Genomic DNA, 23,516 nt, shown 5'->3' with positions numbered 1-23,516 from the left:
AATTAATAAATATTATTTATCAAATTTTCATCCAAAGAAGATTTATTATTAAAAATAAATTTATTTAATACAACTAAACTTTCAAATTTCCATGAAAATAACATATTATTAAATAAATTAAAAGATTCTAATTTAAATTCTTGTCTAGGATTTTTCTGAGCATAACTTCTTAAATATATACCTTTATGTAAATTATCTAAATTATTTAAATGTTCTCTCCATAATAAATCTAATTTTTTTATAAAAATACTACTTTTTATAGTACTTAATATATTTTTATATTTTAAAAAATTATTATAATTTTCTATTATTTTTTTATATATTAAATCTCTAATTAAACAATCATTATTAATTTTATAAATATCTATATTATTTAATAATAAATCTAAAAAATTAAAATCTTTAATTAAAAAATTATTTAATTTTTCAATATCCCACTTTTTTTTATTAGAATTTATTGGAATAAATTTTAATAAAATATTATTTATAATTTCATCTATAAATAATTTCACAATATTATAAATATCATCAATACTTAAAAAATAATCTCTTATTTTATATATAATATTTCTTTGATTATTATATATATCATCATACATTATTAATTGTTTTCTAATATTAAAATTTCTATTTTCTATTTTTTTTTGAGAATTTCTTATTAAAATATCTATCCAAGGATGTTCTAATTTAGAAAAATCTAACTTACTTATTAAATCCAACATTTTATCTGAAATAAACATTTTAATAAGTTGATCTTCCATAGATAAATAAAATTTAGAAGAACCAGGATCACCTTGTCTTCCAGATCTTCCTATAAGTTGATTATCTATTCTTCTAGATTCATGTCTTTCGGTTCCTATTATATGTAATCCTCCAGATTTTATTACAATATTATTATTTAATTTCCAATTATTTTTAATTTTATTAATTATAGAAATATCTTTATTTTTTAAATTTTTTATTTCATTATTAAAATTTCCACCTAAAATAATATCTGTACCTCTACCAGCCATATTTGTTGCTATTGTAATAGAACCAGGTTTTCCAGCTTGAGATATTATTTCTGCTTCTGCTTCATTATATTTTGCATTTAATATATTATGTTTTATACCTATTTTCTTTAATTCATTAGATATAAATTCAGATTTTTCTATAGATATTGTACCAACTAATACAGGTTGATTTTTATTATGACATTTTATTATATCATTTATAATTGCTTTTATTTTATCTTTTTCTGTTAAGAATATTAAATCTGGAAAATCTTTTCTTATAATTAATTTATTAGTTGGTATTACTATAGTATCAAGATTATATATATATTTAAATTCTTCTTTTTCAGAATAAGCGGTTCCAGTCATTCCAGATAATTTATTATATAATTTAAAATAACTTTGAAATGTTATTGATGTTAAATTATAACTTTCATTTTGTATTTCTAAATTCTCTTTAGCCTCTATTGCTTGATGTAATCCATCAGACCATCTTCTTTTTTCTATTGCCCTACCAGTATTCTCATCAACAATAATAACTTTATTATCTTTTATAATATAATCTATATTAATTTTAAATAATAAATGAGCTTTTAATGATATTATAAAATGATGTACTAATATAATATTTTCTGGAAGATATAATAAATTTTCATTTTTAATATAATTTAAATTAATCATTAATTTTTCTATTAATTTAAAACCATTTTCTGTTAAAGTTATTTGTTTAAATTTTAAATCTAAAATAAAATATTTATCTTTTTCAAAATATATATCATTATTTATTAAATATTTTATTAATGAATTAATTTTTAAATATAAAGAAGAATTATTTTTATTTTGATCTGATATTATTAATGGAGTTCTTGCTTCATCTATTAATATAGAATCTATTTCATCTATTATTGCATAATTTAAAGATCTTTGAATCTTATCATTATAATTCATGACTAAATTATCTCTTAAATAATCAAAACAATATTCATTATTTGTTCCATATGTTATATCACATAAATAAGATTTTTTTTTTTCTTCAAAAGATGAATTACTCAAATTAATACCAACAGTAATTCCTAAAAATTTAAATAAAGGAATATTATTTTCTGCATCTCTTTTAGCTAAATAATCATTCATAGTAACTATATGAACTCCTTTTTTATATAATGAATTAAAATAAGCTGGCAATGTAGAAGTTAAAGTTTTACCTTCACCAGTAGACATTTCAGCTATACATTTATTATGTAATACAATTCCACCTATTATTTGAACATCAAATAATTTAATTCCAAATATTCTATTTATAGATTCTTTTACAACAGCAAAAGATTCAAATAATATAGAATCTATATCCTTTCCTTTATTTAATCTAAATATAAATTCATTAGTTTTATTTGATAACTCTTTATCACTTAATTTTTCTATATCTTTACTAATAAAATTAATAATTTCTACTTTTTTTTTTATTGAATTTAATATATGCTGATTTTTATATTTATTTATATATTTAGAAAAATAATTAAACATGAAATTAATTTATATAATTAAAGATTTAAATTATTTAATATTATATCATTTATATTTCCAGCTCCTTGTATTAAAATAATATTTTTATATGTAATTAATTTATTTAATATATTTGAAATATTATTTATATTTTTAAGGTAAAAAATATTATTTTTTTTATATAGTTTAATCTTTAAAAATATATTTTTACTACTTATATTATATAAATTATCTTCTCCTGCTGAGAATATATCTAATAATATTAAATAATCAACTTTTATTAAAATTTTTATAAAATCAAATAGTAAACTATTTGTTCTAGTATATCTATGAGGTTGAAATATCATAATAATTTTATAATCACTCCATCCTAATCTTATATTTTGTATTACAGAATTTATTTCTGATGGATGATGTCCATAATCACTTATTAAAAATATTTTTTTATTATATAAATTTTTATTAATAAATTTATATTTTAAAATTTCAAACCTTCTATTTATACCTTTAAAATCTAACAAGGATTTAATAACTAATTTATGATCTATTCCTTCTAATATTGTTAATATTACAGACGCTGTTATATTTAAAGCATTATATTTTCCTGGTAAATAATTAATTTTAATAGAAAAATTAAAATCTTTATATTTATTACTTTTTAATAGAAATTTACTAAAAAAATTATATTGAAAATACTCAGTAATAACTACATCAGCACTATCATCAAATCCATATGTTATTATTTTACAAACAAAATTATTATTATATAATATATCTTTTAAAATTTTATTATCTATACATATAATCGATAATCCATTTTTAGGAACATTATTTATAAATTTAATAAAAGAGTTTTTTAAATTATTAAAATCATTATTATAAAAAATTAAATGATCATTATCTATATTAGATATTATTGATACAGAAGGATTTAGTTTTAAAAAAGTGGAATCACTTTCATCAGATTCTATTACAAAATATTTACTATTTCCTAAATTATAATTACTATTAAAATTTTTTAATATCCCTCCAGATAAAAAAGTTATATTATATCCAGAATTAATAAATATAAAAGATATTATAGATGTAATAGTAGTTTTTCCATGACTACCTGCTATACATATAGAATAATAATTTTTAGTTAATTTATTTAAAATTTCACCTCTACTTAATATAGGTATATTTAAATTAATAGCCTCTAAAATTTCTACATTATCAGGTTTTATTGCACTAGAAAATATAATAATATCAGAATTATAAATATTATTTTTATTATGTCCAATATATATTTTAATACCAATATTATCTAAATCTTTTATAATATTATTTTTAATAATATCAGATCCAGTTATAATATATCCTTTTTTTAAAAATATTTTTGCTATACCACTAATACATATTCCACCAATTCCTATAAAATGTATTTTTTTTATATTATTTAAATCCAAAATATTTTTATTATTCATTTTTATTAAATAAATAAATTATAAATTTCTTTTATTATATTTTCTATAGAATTAAAATTATAATATTTTCTACATCTTATAGATAATTCTAATAATTTATTTCTATCTAAATTAGAAATATAATTATAAATTAAATCTATATCAAATTCATTTTCATTAAAAATTTTAGTAACACCAATTTTATCTAAAAATAAAGAATTATAATACTGATGTTTATCTTTTCCAATAAATGGAATAATTATAGATGGTAAACCTACACATAATATTTCACTAATAGTTAAAGCACCTGACCTACAAATTATTAAATCAGACCAATAATATGCTTTATATATATCTAAAATAAAATCATTAATTAAATAAACTTTATTATAACATAATAATTTATTGTATATATCAAACACAAAATTATAATTATTTTTTCCACATATGTGCCAAATTAAAACATTATTTAATTTTTTAATTACTAATGGAATATTTTTATTTATAAAATATGATCCTTGACTTCCACCCAGTATCAATATTCTTATAGGACCTTTTCTATTTTTTAATCTTATTTCTGGTTTAGATATATTAATAATATTTTTTCTTACAGGATTTCCGACATATATATAATTTTTATTTTTTAAATTAAATCCAGATAAAAATTTTTTTGATATAAAGTATAAAATTTTATTTGATAATCCAATTTTACAATTTTGTTCATGTATTATTATAGGTATGTTTTTTATCCATCCTGCTATACATACAGGTATAGATATATACCCACCCATTCCTATAATAATATCTGGTTTTCTATAAGATATTATTTTACAAGATTCATAAATAGATTTTAATAAAGAATAATAAAATTTAATTTTATCAAAAAAAGATTTAGTATTAATATTTAATATGCTTATATAATCTATATTTATATTATTATCTGAAATTAAATATGATTCCATTCTATTTTTAGAACCAACCCAAGTTACATTATTTTTTAAATAAATTAAATAATTTGATATACATATTCCAGATATTACATGCCCCCCTGTTCCACCAGTAGCAATAATTATATTTTTTTTAGTTATCATTTATTTTATATAATTTATTTACAATTTTAATAAAATGATTTCCTCTATCAATATAATTATTATAATTATCAATACTAGAACAAGCTGGAGAAAAAAGAACTACATCATTAATTTTTACTTTATTATATATTTCATATACAATAGATTCTAAATCATAATAATAAATAGATTTTTTATTAAATAAATTACTTATATATTTACCATCTATTCCAAAACAATAAATTTTTATATTTTTATTTTTTAAAAAAGATTTTAATAAATTAAAATCTATATTTTTTCTATATCCACCAATTATTAAATGTATAGTACTATAAAATTTTATACTATTTATAGCAGAAATAGTACTTGATATATTTGTAGATTTTGAATCATTTATCCAAGTTATATTATTTATATTTAATATTAAATTTAATCTATGATTTAATGGTTTAAACTTTTTTATAGTATTTATTACTTTATTAAAATTTAAATTTATATATTTTATACAAGATAATGAAGATAATACATTAATATAATTATGTATTCCAAATATTTTTAATTTAGAACTATCAATAATTAAATCATTTTTATACATCAAATATATTTTATCTTTAATAAATTTTAAATGATAATTTCCACTATTTATTCCAAAAAATTCATATTTAGAATTCAAATTAATTTTATTAGGATATGATAAATTATCATCAATATTAATTACACAATAATAAGAATTATTAAATATTTTTAATTTACTATTTATATAATTTTTAATATTTATATGTCTATCTAAATGATCAAAACCTATATTTAATATAGATGATGAGAAAGATTTTAAGTTATTTAAAATTTCAAGTTGAAAACTAGATAATTCAAATACATAAAAATCATAATCTATATTTAAAGAATTTAGTACAGGATTACCTATATTACCACCCAAGTAAACTAAATAATTATTATTTTTTAAAATTTTAAATATTAAAGTAGATACAGTACTTTTGCCATTAGTTCCGGTTATAGCAATTATTTTAGATTTAGGTTTTTCTTTACAAAATAATTCTATATCACTAGTTATATTGATTTTATTTAATATATTATTATTTATTAATTTATAATCAAATCCAGGACTTATTACAACTAAATCTGATTTTAATAACATATTAAAATTTACATTTTTACCAAAAAATGTGTTTATATTATCAGGAATTAAATTTAAATTAGGAGGATTTAATCTAGTATCTATTAATGTTAAATTACATTCCTTTTTTAATAAATAATTAATACAAGAAATTCCTGTTATTCCAGATCCTATTATAAATATATTTTTATTTTTAAACATAATTTACTTTCTAATAAAAATAATTAATAAACATAATAAGTTAAATATAAATGATATTATAGAAAATCTAAAAACAATTTTTGATTCATGAACTCCTTTTATTTCATAATGATGGTGTATAGGAGCCATTAAATATATTCTTTTTTTAAAAATTTTATAACTAATTATTTGTAATATTATTGATAATAATTCTATAACAAATATTCCACCTGATAATATTAATAATAATTCACTATTTAATAATATAAAAATTAATCCTAATATTCCACCTAATGATAATGATCCTGTATCTCCCATAAATATATAAGATGGATATGAATTAAACCATAAAAATCCTAATGAAGATCCTATAATTGCCGAAGATAAATTAATAATTTCATATGCATTTTTAATATAAAGTGTATTAAAAATATTAGATAAAATTTCATTACTATAAATAATGGAAATAATTATTGATGTTGATAAAGATAAAATAATAGATATAATAGCTAATCCATCTAATCCATCAGTTATATTAACAGAATTTATAGCACCCATTAATGTAAAATATCTTAATAAAAAATAAATAAATTTATTTATATAAATATTTTTTTTTTTTAAAAAAGGAATAAATATTCTATCTATAAATAAAATGTTTTCTGTTTTATATAAAAAAAGTATTAATATTAATGTTAATATTGATTGTATAAAATATTTTTCTAGTATTTTAAAACCACAATAATATTTATTATATATTTTTATATAATCATCAATAAATCCTATAATTCCATAAGAAATTAAAAATATTATAAAATATAATGTATATATATTATATATATCTGACCAAAGTATTATTGATAATAAACTAGATAATAATATAATTAATCCACCCATTGTAAATGTATTACATTTTTCAACATGAAATGAATTTAATCTATTCTTTTGTTTTAAATTAAATTTTTTAAATAAGTATATACATTTATAATAAATAATAAAAAAAAAAAAGAAAAGATGTAAAAAAACTAAATATAGATTTTAATAAAATATTAAAAAATTTAAAATTAAATTCTTTAATTAATAATGTTATCATTTTTTTTATTTATTAATATTTTTATTAATTCATCAAGTCTATTTTTTCTAGATCCTTTAATTAAAATTACAATATTATTATATTTTTTTATTAGAAAAACTATTCTTTCAATTAAATTATTTATATTATAAAAATGTTCACCTTTACAATTTAAAGTAATATAATATGATAATTTACCAATACTTAATACTTTATCTATATTTAAATTATTTATAATTTTACCCATTCTTTTATGTAAAAAAACTTCTGCATTTCCTAATTCTAGGATATCAGCTATAATAATAACTTTATATCCATTAATATTAGATAATAAATTAGATGAAGATATAAATGATCCTAAATTTGCATTATATGTATCATCTAATATTATTTTATTTTTACTTATAAATATAGGTTTTAATCTATTATTTATTGATTTAAATTTAAATAAAGATTTTTGTATATTATTAAGATTTGAACCTAATAATATAGATATAGCAGAAGCCGCAATTGAATTATATATATTATTAATTCCAGGTACATTTAAATTTATTTTTATTTTACCTATTGGACTATTTAATATAAAACTAGATTTAAAATTATATGTAATTATATTTTCTGAATAAAAATCAACATTATTTAATTTATTTAAAGAAAAAAATAAAGGTATTTTATTAAAAGATATAAATTTCCAATAATTCCAATTATTACTATCGAAATTTAAAATAACTCTATTACATAAAGATAATTTTTCTAATATTTCTCCTTTTGCACGTATTAAATTATAATAATTATTTAATTTTGAAAAATGAGATATAAATAAATTACTTATTAAAACTATATTTGGTTCTATTATGTCAATTAAATTATTTATTTGATTTAATCCATCTGTTCCTACTTCTAATATAACAAACATATTATAATATTCTATATTACATAATGTTAAACTTATACCAATTATATTATTTTCATTTTTATTAGTTAAATAACTTTTTCTTATATTTTTTAATATACAAAATGTCATTTCTTTAATAGAAGTTTTACCACATGAACCAGTTATAGCTATAATATAAGAATTAGATTTTTTTCTTATAAATTTTGCTATAGAAAAAAAAGAATTATTAACGTTATTTACTATTATTTGAGGAATAGATATATTAACAAAATATTTTGACACTAATATTGCTATAGCTCCATTTTTTATAGAATCTTCAACAAAAATATGAGAATCAAAATTGATACCTTTAAATGCTATAAATAAACATTTATTTTTTATATTTTTTGAATTTATAGATATAAAATTTATTATTTTATTTTTTCCTATTAATTTACCATTTACAATATTACTTATTTCTTTTAATGTACAATTAATCATTTATAATTTATTTATTAATTTTAAAACTATTTCCTTATCAGAAAAATTAAATAAATCATTACCTATAATTTGAAATTTTTCATGACCTTTTCCTAAAATTAATATTATATCATATTTATTAGAATTACATATTGAAAATTTTATAGCTTTTTCTCTATCAATAATAATATTTATATTATTTTTATAATTAATATACTTAATAATATCATTTATAATATCATTTATATTTTCGTTTTTTGTATTATCACTTGTTAATATTACATAATCTGAATATTTATAAGCCAATTTACCCATTATTGGTCTTTTAAGTTTATCTTTATTACCACCACATCCAAATATACACCATATTTTTCCAATACATATTTTTCTTATTGTTAATAATATATTAATTATTGCATCAGGAGTATGAGCATAATCTATAATTATATCTATTTTATTAAATTTTATTATTTCCATTCTTCCTGGCGGTAAATTTATTAATGAACTAACTTTAATTATATCATTAACTTTATATCCTAATTCAATAAGTGTTACTAAAGATATAATAAAATTATTTACATTAAAATATCCTATAAAATTTAATAATATATTATATTTTATATTATTTATTATAATTTCTAAGTAACTTTTATATTTAATGAATTTTATTTTTTTTATATTTACATATATAGATCTACATTTAATATATATTTTCTTAAATAAAGACACTGATGTACATTTTATTTTATTAGATATTTTCTTTCCAAATTTATTATCTACATTTATTATGGAATTAATAACTTTATATTCATTAAATAGTTTATATTTAGATTTTTTATAAGAAAACATATTTTTATGAAAATCTAGATGTTCATGTGATATATTTGTAAATACTGTATATTTAAATTTTAAATTTTTTATTCTATTTTGTAATATACTATGAGAAGATACTTCTAAAAATACTGTATCAATATTATTTTTATAAAATTTATACAAAGTTTCTTGTAAATCAATAGGAGAATCTGTAGTATTTTTAGTTTCTATTAAATTTGGTATTATACCATTACCTAAAGTTCCAATAATAGCACTTTTATTGTATTTATTTATTAAATTAATTAATTGAGAAGAAATATATGATACTGTAGTTTTACCATTAGTTCCTGTTATTCCAATAAGATTTAATTTATTAGATGGATTATTATAAAATCTTCCTGATATTTCTGAAATAAATATTTTTAATTTATAAAAAAATATTATAGGAATTTTATTATTAATTATTTTTCCATGTTCATATATATTTTCTGTTTCAATTATTATAGCTATAGATCCATTATTTATTGATTCTTGTATATATTTACTTCCTTTTTCTAAATATCCATTTATAGAAAAAAATAAACTATTATTTTTAATATTTTTGCTATTTAATGTTAAATTTAATATATTTATATTAGGTACATTTTTAGTTATCCAAGGCTTTAATAAATAATTTAAAATCATATTTTAAAATTTATTTATTTTTTTGAATACTCTTAATATTGCACTTCTAGAAGAATTATTATTTTTAATTTCATTTAAAGAAGGTTTAATCTTATTAATTTCTATCATTTTTATTAATTTATTTTTAATATTTATATATTCTATATTTGTAATAGGAATTTTATTTAAAAAAATATGTTCTTCATTAGATATTTTAAAGAAATTTTTAACAATTTTATCTTCTATAGAATGAAATGTTATTATAGATAATATTCCATTAAAACATAAAATATTTGGTACTAAATTTAATATACAATTAAGCTCTTTAATTTCATTATTTATATAAATTCTTATTGCTTGAAAACATCTAGCTAATGATTTTATATTATTAGATGAATTTAAAATTATTTTTTTTAAATCAAATGTTTTTAATATTTTTTTTTTATTTCTATTTATAATTATATTTCTAGCTATTTTTTTACTATTTTTATCTTCTCCAAATTTTTTTAAAACATTATATATTACTTGTTCAGATTCATTATTTATAAAATCATACGCTTTTAATCCTTTAGTTTTATTCATTCTCATGTCTAGTGGTCCATTATTTAAAAATGAAAATCCTCTAGTAGAATCAGATATTTGATTTCTGGATAAACCTAAATCTAATAAAATTCCATTTATTTTTCCAACAAGATTAAAATTTAATAAATATTTATTAATATTTGAAAAATTATCATTTATAAATATAAATCTATTATCAGTTATTTTATTTGAAAACGTTTTAGATTCTATATCTTTATCTATAGATATTAATTTACCATTTTTACCTAATTTTTTAAGTATACCCATAGAATGACCACCACAACCAAATGTACAATCTATATATATTCCATCTTTTATTATATTTAAATTTTCTATTACTTCATCTAACATTACAGGAATATGATTTATCATTTTATATAATTTATTTACTTCTAAAAATTATTCTACCTTTTTTTAAATCATATGGAGTTAATTCTACAATAACTTTATCTCCATTTAATATTTTTATATAATTTTTTCTTATTTTTCCAGATATATAAGCAATAATTATATTTCCGTTATTTAATTTTACTTTAAACATTGTATTAGGTAATGTATTTATAACTACACCATAAAATTCTGAAATATTTTTTTTATTCATAATTTAATTTTAGTATTTTATTAAATTAATACAAAATAATATAATAATAATAAATATATTAAATTAATATATTTATAATAATAAATATTATTTATAATATATAATACATTAATAAATATATTAAATCTAATTTATAAATATGATAGATTTAAAACTAATAAAAAAAAATATTTATTTATATATAAATAAATTTAAAAATAGAGGATGTAATATAAATATAAAATATTTAAGTAAAATAGATGATGAAAGAAAAAAATTAAAATTTAAATTAAATAATTCTATTTTTAATAAAAATAAATTATCAAAATTATTATATTTATATAAAAATAATAGTAATATAAATAATTTATATAAAAATATAAATAATATAAATATTAAAATTAATTTATTAAAAGAAAAAATAAAAAATTTAAATTACGAAATAAATAATATTTTATATGAAATACCTAACATATTATCTAATGATGTTCCATCTGGTAAAAATTCTAAAAATATAGATGTATATTATTGGGGAGAAAAAAGAAAATTTAATTTTAACATAAAAAGTTATATAACTATAGGAAAATTAAATAATTATATAGATTTTAATTCTTCATCTAAAATATCTGGAAAAAAATTTATAATTATGAAAAATAATTTTTCAAGAATATATAGAGCATTATCTCAATTTATGTTAGATATACATATTAAAAATCATGGTTATGAAGAAATATATGTTCCTTTAATAGTAAATAATGAATCATTATATGGATCAGGACAATTACCTAAATTTAAAAAAGATTTATTTTATTTAAATAATTTTAATAATAATAAATTAACACATGCTCTTATTCCAACATCTGAAGTTCCATTAGTTAATATTATGAGAAATACTATTTTAAATGAAAATAAATTACCTATAAAATTTGTTTCTAATAGTTCTTGTTTTAGATCAGAAGTTGGTTCATATGGAAGTAATTCTAAAGGATTAATAAGATTACACCAATTTGATAAAGTAGAAATGGTTCAATTTGTAAAACCAAATGATTCATTTAATAGTTTAGAATCTTTAACTAATAATGCTGAATATATATTACAATTATTAAATTTACACTATAGAAAAGTATTATTATCTGCTAATAATACATCATTTAGTTCATGTAAAACATATGATTTAGAAGTTTGGTTTCCATATGAAAATAAATATATAGAAGTATCATCATGTTCTAATACAAGTGATTTTCAATCAAGAAGAATATTAGCTAGATATAAAACATTAGATAATAAAATTAATTTAATTCATATATTAAATGGATCAGGTTTAGCTATTGGAAGAACAATGGCTGCATTAATAGAAAATTATCAAGAAAAAGATATGAATATAAAAATACCAAAAATATTACTTCCATATATGAAAGATAGATTATAATAATAAATTAATTTACATTAAAATATTTTTATATTAAATTAATTAATTTAATGATAATATTAAATATATAATATATTAAAATTTATAAATTTAAGTATTAAATAAATTAATTTAAGGAACTTTATGAAAGATAATATCAATATAAATTCAATAAATAGTGTTAAAGGTGAAGTTGTCATTCCTGGATCTAAAAGTATATCAAATAGAGTTTTATTATTATCTTCTTTTTCTATGGGTAAGATTATATTACATAATATACCAAAATGTGATGATGTTAATTATATGATAATTTCTTTAAAATCATTAGGAATAAAAATAAATAAAATTAAAAATAAATTAAATTCTTATGAAATAGAAGGATTTAATATAAATTTATTAAATAATAAAAAAATAGAATTATTCATAGGAAATGCTGGTACAGTAATAAGACCTTTATTATCTATGTTATCTTTAGTTAAAAGTAACATAAAATTAATAGGTGATGATAGAATGAAAGAAAGACCCATAAATCATTTAGTTGATGCATTAAGAAGTGGAGGAGCAAAAATAAAATATATAATTAAAGATAAATATCCTCCAGTAGAATTATTTGGAGGATATATAGGTGGAAATATAACATTAAATGGAAATATATCTAGTCAGTTTTTAAGTTCTATATTAATGATGGCTCCTTTAGCTAAAAAAAATACTTCTATTATTATAGAAGATAATTTAGTATCTAAACCATATATTGATATTACTTTAAATATTATGAAAAAATTTGGTATAAAAATATATAACAACAATTATAAATTTTTCTACATAGAAGGTAATAGAAAATATATATCACCTAAAGAAATTTATATAGAAGGAGATGCATCATCTGCATCATATTTTTTAGCAGCAGGTGCTATAAAAAATGGTCCAGTAAAAGTAATAGGTATAAATAAAAATAGTATTCAAGGAGATATAAAATTTGCTAACATTTTAGAAAATATGGGAGCAAACATAATATGGGGAGATAATTTTATAGAAAGTAGTAGTAATAAACTATTTTCAATAGATATAGATGCAAATGATATACCAGATGTAGCAATGACTATAGCAATAGTATCTCTATTTGTAAATAATAAAAATAAATCTATAATAAGAAATATATATAATTGGAGAGTAAAAGAATCTGATAGATTAAATGCAATGTCAAATGAATTGAAAAAAATAGGTGCTGAAATTATAGAAGGTAAAGATTATATATCAATAATTCCTCCTATTAAATTTAAAAGTGCATATATAAATACATATAATGATCATAGAATAGCAATGTGTTTTTCTTTAATTCCTTTGTCAGGAGTTAATATAACAATAAATAATTATAAATGTGTCAATAAAACTTTTCCTGATTATTTTGATACATTTAAAAAAATAATTATTTAAAATAAATAAATAATTTTAATAAATTACATTTAATAAATATGATAAAAAATTTTTCTAATTTTTTTAAAAAATCAGTAGAGAACATAAATGTACAACCTGGAGAAATATTAAAAGGAAAAGTAATAAATATATTTAAGGATTTTATTTTAGTAGATGTAAATTTAAAATCTGAATCATATGTTCCTATAAATGAATTTATTGATAATGATAAATTAAATATAAAAATAGGAGATGAAATTGATTTTATATTAGAATCAATTGATAATAATTATGGAGAGACAATAATATCTAGAGATAAAGCTAAACAATATGAATATTGGAATGAATTAGAAGAATATTATAAATGTGATAAATCTATATATGGATATGTTATAGAAAGAATAAAAGGTGGTTTTTCTGTAGAAATAAATAATGTAAGAGCATTTTTACCAGGATCACTTGTTGATTTTAAATCTATAAGTGATTCATATAATTTGGAAGGTAAAAAATTAGAATTTAAGGTAGTTAAAATAGATAAAAAAACTAATAATATAGTTGTTTCTAGAAAAGCTGTAATAGAATCTGAAGATAATTATGAAAAAAAAAATTTAATAAATAATTTAAAAAAAGATGATATTGTTAAAGGAATTGTTAAAAATATAACAAATTACGGTGTATTTTTAGATTTAGGAGGTATAGATGGATTATTACATATAACTGATATAACATGGAAAAGAATAAAACATCCATCTGAAATTGTTAAAATTGGAGATGAAATAAATGTTAAAATAATAAAATTTGATTATGATAAATTTAGAGTTTATTTAGGATTAAAACAATTAGTTGATGATCCATGGTATTGTATTATTAAAAAGTATCCAAAAGGATTAATTATATCAGGTAAAGTTACAAATTTAACAGATTATGGTTGTTTTGTTGAAATAGAAAATGGAATAGAAGGATTAGTTCATATATCTGAAATGGATTGGAGAAATAAAAATATAAATCCATATGAAATTGTTAACTTAAATGAAGTTATAAAAGTTATGATATTAAATATAGATATATCTAAAAGAAGAATTTCTTTAGGAATAAAACAATGTAAGAAAAATCCTTGGAATGATTTTTATAAAAAATATAAAATTGGTGATATAGTAATAGGCAATATTAAATCTATTACTAATTTTGGGATTTTTATTGAATTAAATAATGAAAATGTAGATGGATTAGTACATATCACAGATATTTCATGGCTTATAGATAAAAATAATGATATTAATAAATATTCTAAAGGAGATGAAATAAAATCTATTATTTTAAATATAGATACAGATAAAAATAGAATTTCATTAGGGATAAAACAATTATTCAAAGATCCATTTGAAGATTTTATAAATATAAAATCAATAGGAGATATAATACCTGGGAAAATTATTGATATAAATAATAATAATTTAATAATATATATAAATGATTATGTTTTAGGAAATTATAATTTAGATTTAAATACTATTAAAAATAAAGATGATATATATATAGGTAATATATTAAATTTTAAAATACATGATTTTGATATAAAAAATAGAATAATAATTTGTATTATATAAAATATTATAAAATTAATAATTAATGAAAGATTTTATTAAATTAAACAGAAGATCTAAAGAAATAAATAATAATTTAAATAATTTTAATATACCTGAAATAATAAAAAAAATTTATTCTAATAGAGGAATTACATCTATTAATGATATAAATTTAAATATAGATAATATTTTTAATTATAAATTATTTAAAAATATAAATAAAGCTATAAATATATTAATAAATTTTTTATTCAATAATGAAAAAATTGTTATAGTTGGAGATTTTGATACAGATGGTGTTACTAGTACTGCTTTATGTTTTATAGCTTTAAAAAAAATGGGATTTAATAATGTAGATTTTATAATACCAAACAGATTTAAAGATGGACATGGGTTAAGTATAAATATAATAGAAAAAATAATTTCTATTAATGGTAAACTTATCTTAACAGTAGATAATGGTATTTCATCTTTTGATGAAATTAATTTAGCTAAAAAAAATAATATATTAACTATAATAACTGATCATCATATTCCTAAAAAAATATTACCTAAAGCTAATGTTATAATAAATCCTAATTTAAATGATTGTAAATTTCCATCTAAATATATATCTGGTGTTGGAATTTCATATTATTTAATGAAAGCATTAAATAATAAATTAATTAATTTAAATTGGTTTAAAAATAATAGTATTTCTATACCAAATATAAATAATTTATTAGATTTAGTTGCAATAGGTACAATAGCAGATATGTCATATCTTGATACAAATAATAGAATTTTAATTAAAGAAGGTATTAATATAATAAAATCTAAAAATTGTAGATTAGGAATAATTACTTTAATTGAATATTTAAATATAGATATAGAAAATTTATCTACATTAGATATAAATTTTTATATAGTACCACGTATAAATTCTGCTGGTAGATTAAAAGATATGTCTATAAGTATAAAGTTATTATTAACTGAAGATAAACATGAAGCATTATATATATCTAAAGAATTAAATATATTAAATTCTATAAGAAAAAAAATATCTAAAGATATGGAGTTGAAATGTTTAAATATTTTAGATAATTTGTATGAATCTGATAAAAAATATTCATTGATAATATATAATTTAGATTTTCATAATGGAATATTAGGTATAGTTTCTTCTAGATTAAAAGATAAATTTAATAAACCTACAATAGTTTTTTCTAAATTAAATAATGATATATTAATAGGTTCCGGTAGATCTATAGAAAATATTAATATTTATGAAATTATAAATTCTATTAATAATTTATATCCTGATTTAATTTTAAAGTTTGGAGGACATAATTTTGCTATAGGTTTATCTTTAAATATAAAAAATTTTGAATATTTTAAAAATATTTTTAATATTCAAATAAGTAATTATATTAATAAAAATAATTTAGATAATAATAATTATAAAATAATATGGTCTGATGGAGAGTTATTAGATAGTGAATTTACATTAAGTAATGTTAAACATATAAATAATAATGGTCCATGGGGTAATGGTTTTCCATATCCTATATTTGATGGTAAATTTTATTTAATACATAAAGAATTTTTTAATAAAAATATTTTAAAAATTATTGTTAAAACTTTTAATGGATTAATAATAAATGGAATATTATTTAATGTAGATATTGATTTTTGGAATAATTTAAAATCTAATAAATTAGTTTTAGCATATAAATTATATTATTCTAAATACTTTAATGATAATAAAATACAAATTTTAGTTGAATACGCATATGAATTATTTTAATTTAATAAAATTTAATTTAAATTTTTTATGAATAAATATAATGATTTCTTTACAAATTCTGATGATATTTCATGTTTTATTAGTATAATTTCTGGATCTGGTGGTATAGAATCTCAAGATTGGGTAAATATTTTATTTAGAATGTATATAAAATGGATAAAAATAAAAAATTTAAAATATAAAATATTATCTGAAGATAAGTTTTTTATAAAAAGAAAAAAATCTGTATTAATTTATGTAGAAGGAAAATATGCATACGGTTGGCTTAAAACAGAAAATGGAATACATAGGTTAGTTAGAAAAAGTCCTTTTGATTCTGGTAAGAGACATACATCTTTTAGTTCAGTTTATATTAAAAAAAATATAGATGAAAATTTAGATGTTAATTTAAATAATAATGATATAAAATTTAGTTTTTGTAAATCTTCTGGAAATGGAGGTCAACATATAAATAAAACAAATTCAGCTGTTAGAGTTTTTCATATTCCTACTGGTATAAATGTAAAATCTAATGATAGTAAATATCAGAACATAAATAAAAAAAATGCTTTAAAAAGATTAAAAAATAAAATATATAATATAAAATTAAATAATAAAATTAAAAATAATAAAAAAATAGAAGATTTAAAATCAGATATAAGTTGGGGTAGACAAATAAGATCATATATATTAGATGATTCAATAATAAAAGATAATTTAACAGGATTAGAAACAAATAATATAAAAGAAGTATTAAATGGAAATTTAAGTATTTTTATAGAAAAATGTTTAAAAAATAAATTATATAAATAATTAATATATTAATTATTATGAATAATAAAGAATATATAGTAAGAGTTAAAAAATTAGAAACTATTAAAAACGATAATTTAATATTTAGAGAAAAATTTAATATAAATTATAGTATAAAAAATATACGTTATATATTTAATAATAATAAATTAAATCATAAATTATTAAATAAAAATATAAAAATAGCTGGAAGAGTTATAAATAAAAGAGTATTTGGTAAATTAACATTTTTAAAAATACAAGATGTAGATAATTATATTCAAATATATTTAGATATGAATTTTATTTCTAAAAAAATATATTTATATCAAAATAAATTTATTGATATAGGAGATATAATTGGAGTAGAAGGATTTATATTTATAACAAAAACTAATGAATTATCTATAAATTGTAAATATATATATTTACTAGTTAAATGTTTATATCCATTAGCTAATAAGTATTTAGGATTATTAGATGATAAAATAAAGTCAAAAAAAAGATATTTAGATTTAATTTCTAATAGAAAATCCTGTAATAATTTTATACTTAGATCTAAATTTATAAAAGAAATAAGAAATTTTTTACATAAAAGAAATTTTATAGAAGTAGAAACTCCAATAATACAAAATATTCCTGGAGGTGCTGATGCTAATCCATTTATAACAAAATATAATTATTTAAAAAATAAAAAGTTATATTTAAGAATTGCTCCAGAATTATATTTAAAACAATTATTAATTGGTGGTTTTAATAAAATATTTGAAATAGGAAAAAATTTTCGTAATGAAGGATTATCTATTTATCATAATCCAGAATTTACAACAATGGAAATATATGTTACTTATGTAGATTTTAAATATTTAATTAAATTAGTAGAAAAAATGATTAAATATATATGTATTAAAGTTCTTAATAAAACTAGTATAAATTTTAAAAATTGTAATATAGATTTTAATAAAAAATTTAATATTATTAGTATGAAAGATTCTATTTACTATTTTAATAATATAGAAAAAAATATAAATATAAATAATATAAATGATTGTATTTTAATATCTAAAATAAATAATATTTTAATAGAAAAAGAATGGAGTTTAGGCAGAATTCAATTTGAAATTTTTAAAAAAACTGTAGAAAAAAATATTAAATATCCAACTTTTATAACAGAATATCCTATAGATGTTTCTCCTTTATCAAAAAGAAATGTTATTAATAGCAATATAGCTGATAGATTTGAATTATTTATTTGCGGATTAGAAATAGGAAATGGATTTTCAGAATTAAATGATCCAGAAGATCAAAAAAATAGATTTACTAATCAAAAATTAGAAAATAATAATTCTATTATTGATAAAGAGTATATAGATTCAATGAAATATGGTTTACCAATAAGTTCTGGAGTAGGAATAGGAATAGATAGATTAATAATGATTTTAACAAATAGTAATAATATAAAAGATATTATACTTTTTCCAAATATAAGATATAAAGATAATTAATAATATAAGAGAGATGCCGGAGAGGATTAACGGATCAATTTCGAAAATTGAAAAGAATTTTTTCTTCAGGGGTTCGAATCCCCTTCTCTCTATATATCAAGATTATTAACATTTAATGAATTTTCTTCTATAAATTTTTTTCTAGATTCAACATTATCACCCATTAATATAGAAAATAAATTATCTGATTTATTATTATTTTCTACTAATACTTTCAATAAAGTTCTATTATTAGGATCCATTGTTGAGTACCATAATTGATCAGGATTCATTTCTCCTAATCCTTTATATCTTTGTATATCTATATTAATTCTTGAATCATTTATTATATAATTTATAAAATCTTTAAAAGAATTAACTTCTTTTACTAAATTATTATATTTAATATATGATTTATTATCAAATATTATTTTATTTTTAATTTTAATAAAATTTAATATTTTTTTATATTCATTACTTTCTAAAAAACAATTGTCTATTTTATATTCATTACATAAATAATCATTAATAATAAATATTGGTTCAAAAATATTATTATTATTGAATATATTAAAAGTACATTTTTCAAACTTGAATTGTTTATTTATATTTAAACAAATATCTTCAGACCATTTATTTATTTTATTAAAATTATATAAATCATTTTTATTTATAGTATATTCACTATTTAAAATTTCATTTAGTAATATATAAGGATATATGTTTTTTAATTTAATTATTAAATTATTTACATCTATATATAATCTCAATATTTCTTCTAATTCTATAGAAGAAATGGATTTATTATCATAGAATAAGGTTATATTTTTAGTAAATAATTTAATTTTGAAATCTATTAATTCATTGTGTGTTTTGATAAATATTTCATTTTTATTAAATTTTATTTTATATAATGGCGGTTGAGCAATAAATAAATATCCATTATTAATTATTTCAGGTATATATCTATAAAAGAATGTTAATAATAATGTTCTTATATGAGAACCATCTATATCTGCATCTGTCATTATTATTATTTTTTTATATCTTATTTTATCTATATTAAAATTATGATTTTCTATTCCACATCCTAAAGCAGTTATTAACGAAACAATTTCTTGTGAAGATAATATTTTATCTATTTTTGATTTTTCTACATTAATTATTTTTCCTTTTAATGGTAAAATAGCTTGATTTTTTCTATTTCTTCCTTGTTTTGCAGATCCACCAGCTGAATCACCTTCTACAAGATATAATTCTGATAAATCAGGATTATTTTCTTGACAATCAGACAATTTACCTAATAAATTAAATATATCATTATTTTTCTTTCTTATTGTTTCTTTTGCTTTTTTAGCAGCTTCTCTAGATTTTGATGATTGTATGATTTTATTAATTATTAATTTAGAATCATTTTGATTTTCTAATAAAAAATCCATTAAATAATCACTTAGCAAAGATTCTACTACATTTTTAATTTCTGGAGAAATTAATTTGTCTTTTGTTTGAGATGAAAATTTAGGACTAGAATATTTTATAGATATTACTGATACTAATCCTTCTCTTGTATCTTCTCCTATTATGTTTAATTTACTTCTCTTATATATTTCTTCTTTTTCTATATAATTATTTATAGTTTTTGTTATAGATGATCTAAATCCAGATAAATGAGTACCTCCATCCTTTTGTTTTATATTATTTGTAAAACAATAAACTATATCTTGAAATGAATTAATCCATTGTAAAGCTATTTCTACATTAATATTATTTTTATTTGAATTCATATAAAAAATATTATTATGTATAACATCTTTATCTTTTATTAAATCTTTTATAAAAGATTTAATACCATCATTATTTTCTATTATTTTTTTAGAATTATCCTTTCTTAAGTCTTCTAATTGGATAGATATATTAGAATTTAAATATGATATTTCTTTTAATCTGCTTAATATTAAATTAAATTGAAAATTAGTATTATTTGTAAATATATTTAAATCAGGCCAAAATCTTATAAAAGTTCCATTATTATTTGATTTACCTATTATTTTTATTTTATCTTTAGGTAATCCATAACTATAAATTTGTTCATATATATATCCATTTCTATATATAATTAATTGTAATTTTTCTGATAATGCATTAACAACTGAAATTCCTACACCATGAAGTCCTCCAGATATTTCATATGATAAATTATCAAATTTACCTCCGGCATGTAATGTAGTCATTATTAGTTCTGCTGCTGATATATTTTCTTCTTTATGGATATCAATAGGTATTCCTCTACCATTATCTTCTACTGATATAGAATTATCTTTATATATACATACACTTATTTTATTACAGTATCCAGCTAAATATTCATCTATAGAGTTATCTATAACTTCAAATAACATATGATGAAATCCAGTACCATCATCAGTATTTCCTATATACATTCCAGGACGTTTTTTTACAGCATCTAATCCTTTTAATACTTTTATACTTGAAGAATCATATTTTGACATAATTTTATAAAGAATATATTGGCATAATAATATGTTTATTATTTATATTACTAAATTCTTCTATACAAATACAAGATTTATTATTAATAAATTTAAATAATATAAATTCTTCATCTATTGATGATAAAGATTCTATTAAATAAGTACTATTTAATAAAATTAAAATATCATCATCAAATAAATAATCTATATCTATATATTCTTCAGATTTTTCTTGATCTGAATTAAATGAACTTATATTTAATTTATTATTATTAAAATTTAATCTAATCAAACAAAATTTATCATTTGAAATAGATGATATTCTTAATATAACTTCTATTAATACATTTTTATTTAATTTTATAGAATATTTTAATTCTTTAGATATTATATCATTATATTCTGGAAAATTTTCATTTAATAATCTAGATATAAATAATGAATTTTCTGATTTTATATATATATTTTTATTATCAAATTTTATATATATATTATTATTAATATTATCTAAATATTTAATTAATTCATTAACTCCTTGTTTTGTTAAGATATATTTATTTTTATTTTTTATTTCAAAATTAATTTTCAATTCTGATATTGATAATCTATGACCATCAGTAGATATTGTTTTTATTTTATTATCATAAATTTCAAATAACATTCCATTTAAATATTTTCTTGTATCTTCTATACCTATTGAATAATAAGTTTTTTTTATTAAGTTTTTTAATGATAAACATGATATGCATATTTTATAATCATTATCATAATGTTTATTAAATTCATTTAAAATATTACAATTTATAATTGTTGATATAGAAAATATTGACTTATTAGATTTTAATATTAAAAAATTGTTTTCTTTATTAAAATATAATATTGAATTCTTATCTATTTTTTTACATATATCAAATATTTTTTTTGCAGATATATTTATTTTAATAATTTTATTTATATTAGATTCTATTAAATTATCTTTTGTTATTATTTTTGTTAATGAATTCATACTTATTATTTTTATTTCTTTATTATTTATTAATATTAAAATATTCTTAAAAATTTGTAATGAATTATTATTAAATACTATATTTGTTTTTTTTAACATTTTTATAAATGTATTACATAATATAGAAAATTTCATAATATTTTATATTTTATTAATTTTATTGGTTAAATAATTTGATTATAAT

General features: G+C 16.8%; 17 protein-coding genes and 1 tRNA gene. 7 read left to right on the top strand and 11 right to left on the bottom strand.

Annotated elements, in window-relative coordinates:
• Window positions 1-2: 2 nt before the first annotated feature.
• From secA to infA, 9 genes are all read right to left on the bottom strand, one after another.
• Window positions 3-2,516, bottom strand: coding sequence for a preprotein translocase subunit SecA (gene secA / locus NARPIN1_RS00085; RefSeq protein ID WP_130579047.1), 2,514 nt, complete (start codon window positions 2,514-2,516; stop codon window positions 3-5).
• A gap of 17 nt (window positions 2,517-2,533) precedes the next feature.
• On the bottom strand, window positions 2,534-3,961 hold the full coding sequence (gene murC, locus NARPIN1_RS00080; protein WP_130579044.1) for a UDP-N-acetylmuramate--L-alanine ligase: 1,428 nt from the start codon (window positions 3,959-3,961) through the stop codon (window positions 2,534-2,536).
• A 5-nt stretch (window positions 3,962-3,966) separates the two neighbouring features.
• Window positions 3,967-5,031 (bottom strand): undecaprenyldiphospho-muramoylpentapeptide beta-N-acetylglucosaminyltransferase, encoded by a 1,065-nt coding sequence (murG, locus tag NARPIN1_RS00075; protein WP_130579042.1) that lies wholly within the window; start codon window positions 5,029-5,031, stop codon window positions 3,967-3,969.
• A complete protein-coding gene (gene murD, locus NARPIN1_RS00070; protein WP_130579040.1) occupies window positions 5,021-6,346 on the bottom strand; it encodes a UDP-N-acetylmuramoyl-L-alanine--D-glutamate ligase in 1,326 nt (441 codons plus the stop codon). Before murD ends, murG begins: the two co-directional genes overlap by 11 nt.
• Window positions 6,347-6,349: 3 nt before the next feature.
• Window positions 6,350-7,300: a phospho-N-acetylmuramoyl-pentapeptide-transferase gene (mraY, locus tag NARPIN1_RS00065; protein WP_232021815.1), complete on the bottom strand. Its 951-nt coding sequence runs from the start codon at window positions 7,298-7,300 to the stop codon at window positions 6,350-6,352.
• Window positions 7,301-7,395: 95 nt separating this feature from the next.
• Complete coding sequence (murF, locus tag NARPIN1_RS00060; RefSeq protein WP_130579036.1) at window positions 7,396-8,769, bottom strand: UDP-N-acetylmuramoyl-tripeptide--D-alanyl-D-alanine ligase; 1,374 nt, start codon at window positions 8,767-8,769, stop codon at window positions 7,396-7,398.
• Window positions 8,770-10,245 carry a UDP-N-acetylmuramoyl-L-alanyl-D-glutamate--2,6-diaminopimelate ligase gene (locus NARPIN1_RS00055; RefSeq protein WP_130579033.1) on the bottom strand — a complete coding sequence of 492 codons (1,476 nt, stop codon included), beginning with the start codon at window positions 10,243-10,245 and terminating at the stop codon, window positions 8,770-8,772.
• Between the two features lie 3 nt (window positions 10,246-10,248).
• Window positions 10,249-11,178, bottom strand: a complete 930-nt coding sequence (gene rsmH / locus NARPIN1_RS00050) for a 16S rRNA (cytosine(1402)-N(4))-methyltransferase RsmH (protein WP_232021812.1) — start codon at window positions 11,176-11,178, stop codon at window positions 10,249-10,251.
• A gap of 10 nt (window positions 11,179-11,188) precedes the next feature.
• The gene (gene infA / locus NARPIN1_RS00045; RefSeq protein WP_130579031.1) at window positions 11,189-11,407 is read right to left on the bottom strand and encodes a translation initiation factor IF-1; all 219 of its coding nucleotides are present in this window, start codon (window positions 11,405-11,407) and stop codon (window positions 11,189-11,191) included.
• 139 nt (window positions 11,408-11,546) lie between these two features.
• Here infA and serS point away from each other — a divergent pair, with 139 nt between their 5' ends.
• From serS to NARPIN1_RS01265, 7 genes are all read left to right on the top strand, one after another.
• Window positions 11,547-12,815, top strand: a complete 1,269-nt coding sequence (gene serS / locus NARPIN1_RS00040; RefSeq protein ID WP_130579029.1) for a serine--tRNA ligase — start codon at window positions 11,547-11,549, stop codon at window positions 12,813-12,815.
• A 123-nt stretch (window positions 12,816-12,938) separates the two neighbouring features.
• A complete protein-coding gene (gene aroA, locus NARPIN1_RS00035) occupies window positions 12,939-14,228 on the top strand; it encodes a 3-phosphoshikimate 1-carboxyvinyltransferase (protein ID WP_130579027.1) in 1,290 nt (429 codons plus the stop codon).
• Window positions 14,229-14,266: 38 nt separating this feature from the next.
• Complete coding sequence (locus tag NARPIN1_RS00030; protein WP_130579025.1) at window positions 14,267-15,814, top strand: 30S ribosomal protein S1; 1,548 nt, start codon at window positions 14,267-14,269, stop codon at window positions 15,812-15,814.
• 22 nt (window positions 15,815-15,836) lie between these two features.
• Window positions 15,837-17,579, top strand: coding sequence for a single-stranded-DNA-specific exonuclease RecJ (gene recJ / locus NARPIN1_RS00025; RefSeq protein WP_130579023.1), 1,743 nt, complete (start codon window positions 15,837-15,839; stop codon window positions 17,577-17,579).
• Window positions 17,580-17,606: 27 nt separating this feature from the next.
• Window positions 17,607-18,371, top strand: a complete 765-nt coding sequence (locus NARPIN1_RS00020; protein WP_130579021.1) for a PCRF domain-containing protein — start codon at window positions 17,607-17,609, stop codon at window positions 18,369-18,371.
• A 17-nt stretch (window positions 18,372-18,388) separates the two neighbouring features.
• On the top strand, window positions 18,389-19,855 hold the full coding sequence (gene lysS / locus NARPIN1_RS00015; protein ID WP_130579019.1) for a lysine--tRNA ligase: 1,467 nt from the start codon (window positions 18,389-18,391) through the stop codon (window positions 19,853-19,855).
• 7 nt (window positions 19,856-19,862) lie between these two features.
• Window positions 19,863-19,947 (top strand) — tRNA-Ser (locus NARPIN1_RS01265).
• Here the strand turns inward: NARPIN1_RS01265 and gyrB are convergent.
• Window positions 19,945-22,344 (bottom strand): DNA topoisomerase (ATP-hydrolyzing) subunit B, encoded by a 2,400-nt coding sequence (gene gyrB / locus NARPIN1_RS00010; RefSeq protein WP_232021811.1) that lies wholly within the window; start codon window positions 22,342-22,344, stop codon window positions 19,945-19,947. The genes NARPIN1_RS01265 and gyrB overlap by 3 nt on opposite strands.
• A gap of 4 nt (window positions 22,345-22,348) precedes the next feature.
• Window positions 22,349-23,467: a DNA polymerase III subunit beta gene (gene dnaN, locus NARPIN1_RS00005; RefSeq protein WP_130579014.1), complete on the bottom strand. Its 1,119-nt coding sequence runs from the start codon at window positions 23,465-23,467 to the stop codon at window positions 22,349-22,351.
• Window positions 23,468-23,516: the final 49 nt, after the last annotated feature.

Source organism: endosymbiont of Pachyrhynchus infernalis (assembly GCF_004296515.1).
GTDB lineage: Bacteria > Pseudomonadota > Gammaproteobacteria > Enterobacterales > Enterobacteriaceae > Nardonella.
Note: the sequence above shows the minus strand (reverse complement) of the source record. Positions and strands in the feature narration are given on the sequence as shown.

Excerpts from the sequence above, each read along its gene's own strand:
- secA (WP_130579047.1), bottom strand. The coding sequence starts at position 2,516 with ATGTTTAATTATTTTTCTAAATATATAAATAAATATAAAAATCAGCAT.
- murC (WP_130579044.1), bottom strand. The coding sequence starts at position 3,961 with ATGAATAATAAAAATATTTTGGATTTAAATAATATAAAAAAAATACAT.
- murG (WP_130579042.1), bottom strand. The coding sequence starts at position 5,031 with ATGATAACTAAAAAAAATATAATTATTGCTACTGGTGGAACAGGGGGG.
- murD (WP_130579040.1), bottom strand. The coding sequence starts at position 6,346 with ATGTTTAAAAATAAAAATATATTTATAATAGGATCTGGAATAACAGGA.
- murF (WP_130579036.1), bottom strand. The coding sequence starts at position 8,769 with ATGATTAATTGTACATTAAAAGAAATAAGTAATATTGTAAATGGTAAA.
- NARPIN1_RS00055 (WP_130579033.1), bottom strand. The coding sequence starts at position 10,245 with ATGATTTTAAATTATTTATTAAAGCCTTGGATAACTAAAAATGTACCT.
- rsmH (WP_232021812.1), bottom strand. The coding sequence starts at position 11,178 with ATGATAAATCATATTCCTGTAATGTTAGATGAAGTAATAGAAAATTTA.
- infA (WP_130579031.1), bottom strand. The coding sequence starts at position 11,407 with ATGAATAAAAAAAATATTTCAGAATTTTATGGTGTAGTTATAAATACA.
- serS (WP_130579029.1), top strand. The coding sequence starts at position 11,547 with ATGATAGATTTAAAACTAATAAAAAAAAATATTTATTTATATATAAAT.
- aroA (WP_130579027.1), top strand. The coding sequence starts at position 12,939 with ATGAAAGATAATATCAATATAAATTCAATAAATAGTGTTAAAGGTGAA.
- NARPIN1_RS00030 (WP_130579025.1), top strand. The coding sequence starts at position 14,267 with ATGATAAAAAATTTTTCTAATTTTTTTAAAAAATCAGTAGAGAACATA.
- recJ (WP_130579023.1), top strand. The coding sequence starts at position 15,837 with ATGAAAGATTTTATTAAATTAAACAGAAGATCTAAAGAAATAAATAAT.
- NARPIN1_RS00020 (WP_130579021.1), top strand. The coding sequence starts at position 17,607 with ATGAATAAATATAATGATTTCTTTACAAATTCTGATGATATTTCATGT.
- lysS (WP_130579019.1), top strand. The coding sequence starts at position 18,389 with ATGAATAATAAAGAATATATAGTAAGAGTTAAAAAATTAGAAACTATT.
- gyrB (WP_232021811.1), bottom strand. The coding sequence starts at position 22,344 with ATGTCAAAATATGATTCTTCAAGTATAAAAGTATTAAAAGGATTAGAT.
- dnaN (WP_130579014.1), bottom strand. The coding sequence starts at position 23,467 with ATGAAATTTTCTATATTATGTAATACATTTATAAAAATGTTAAAAAAA.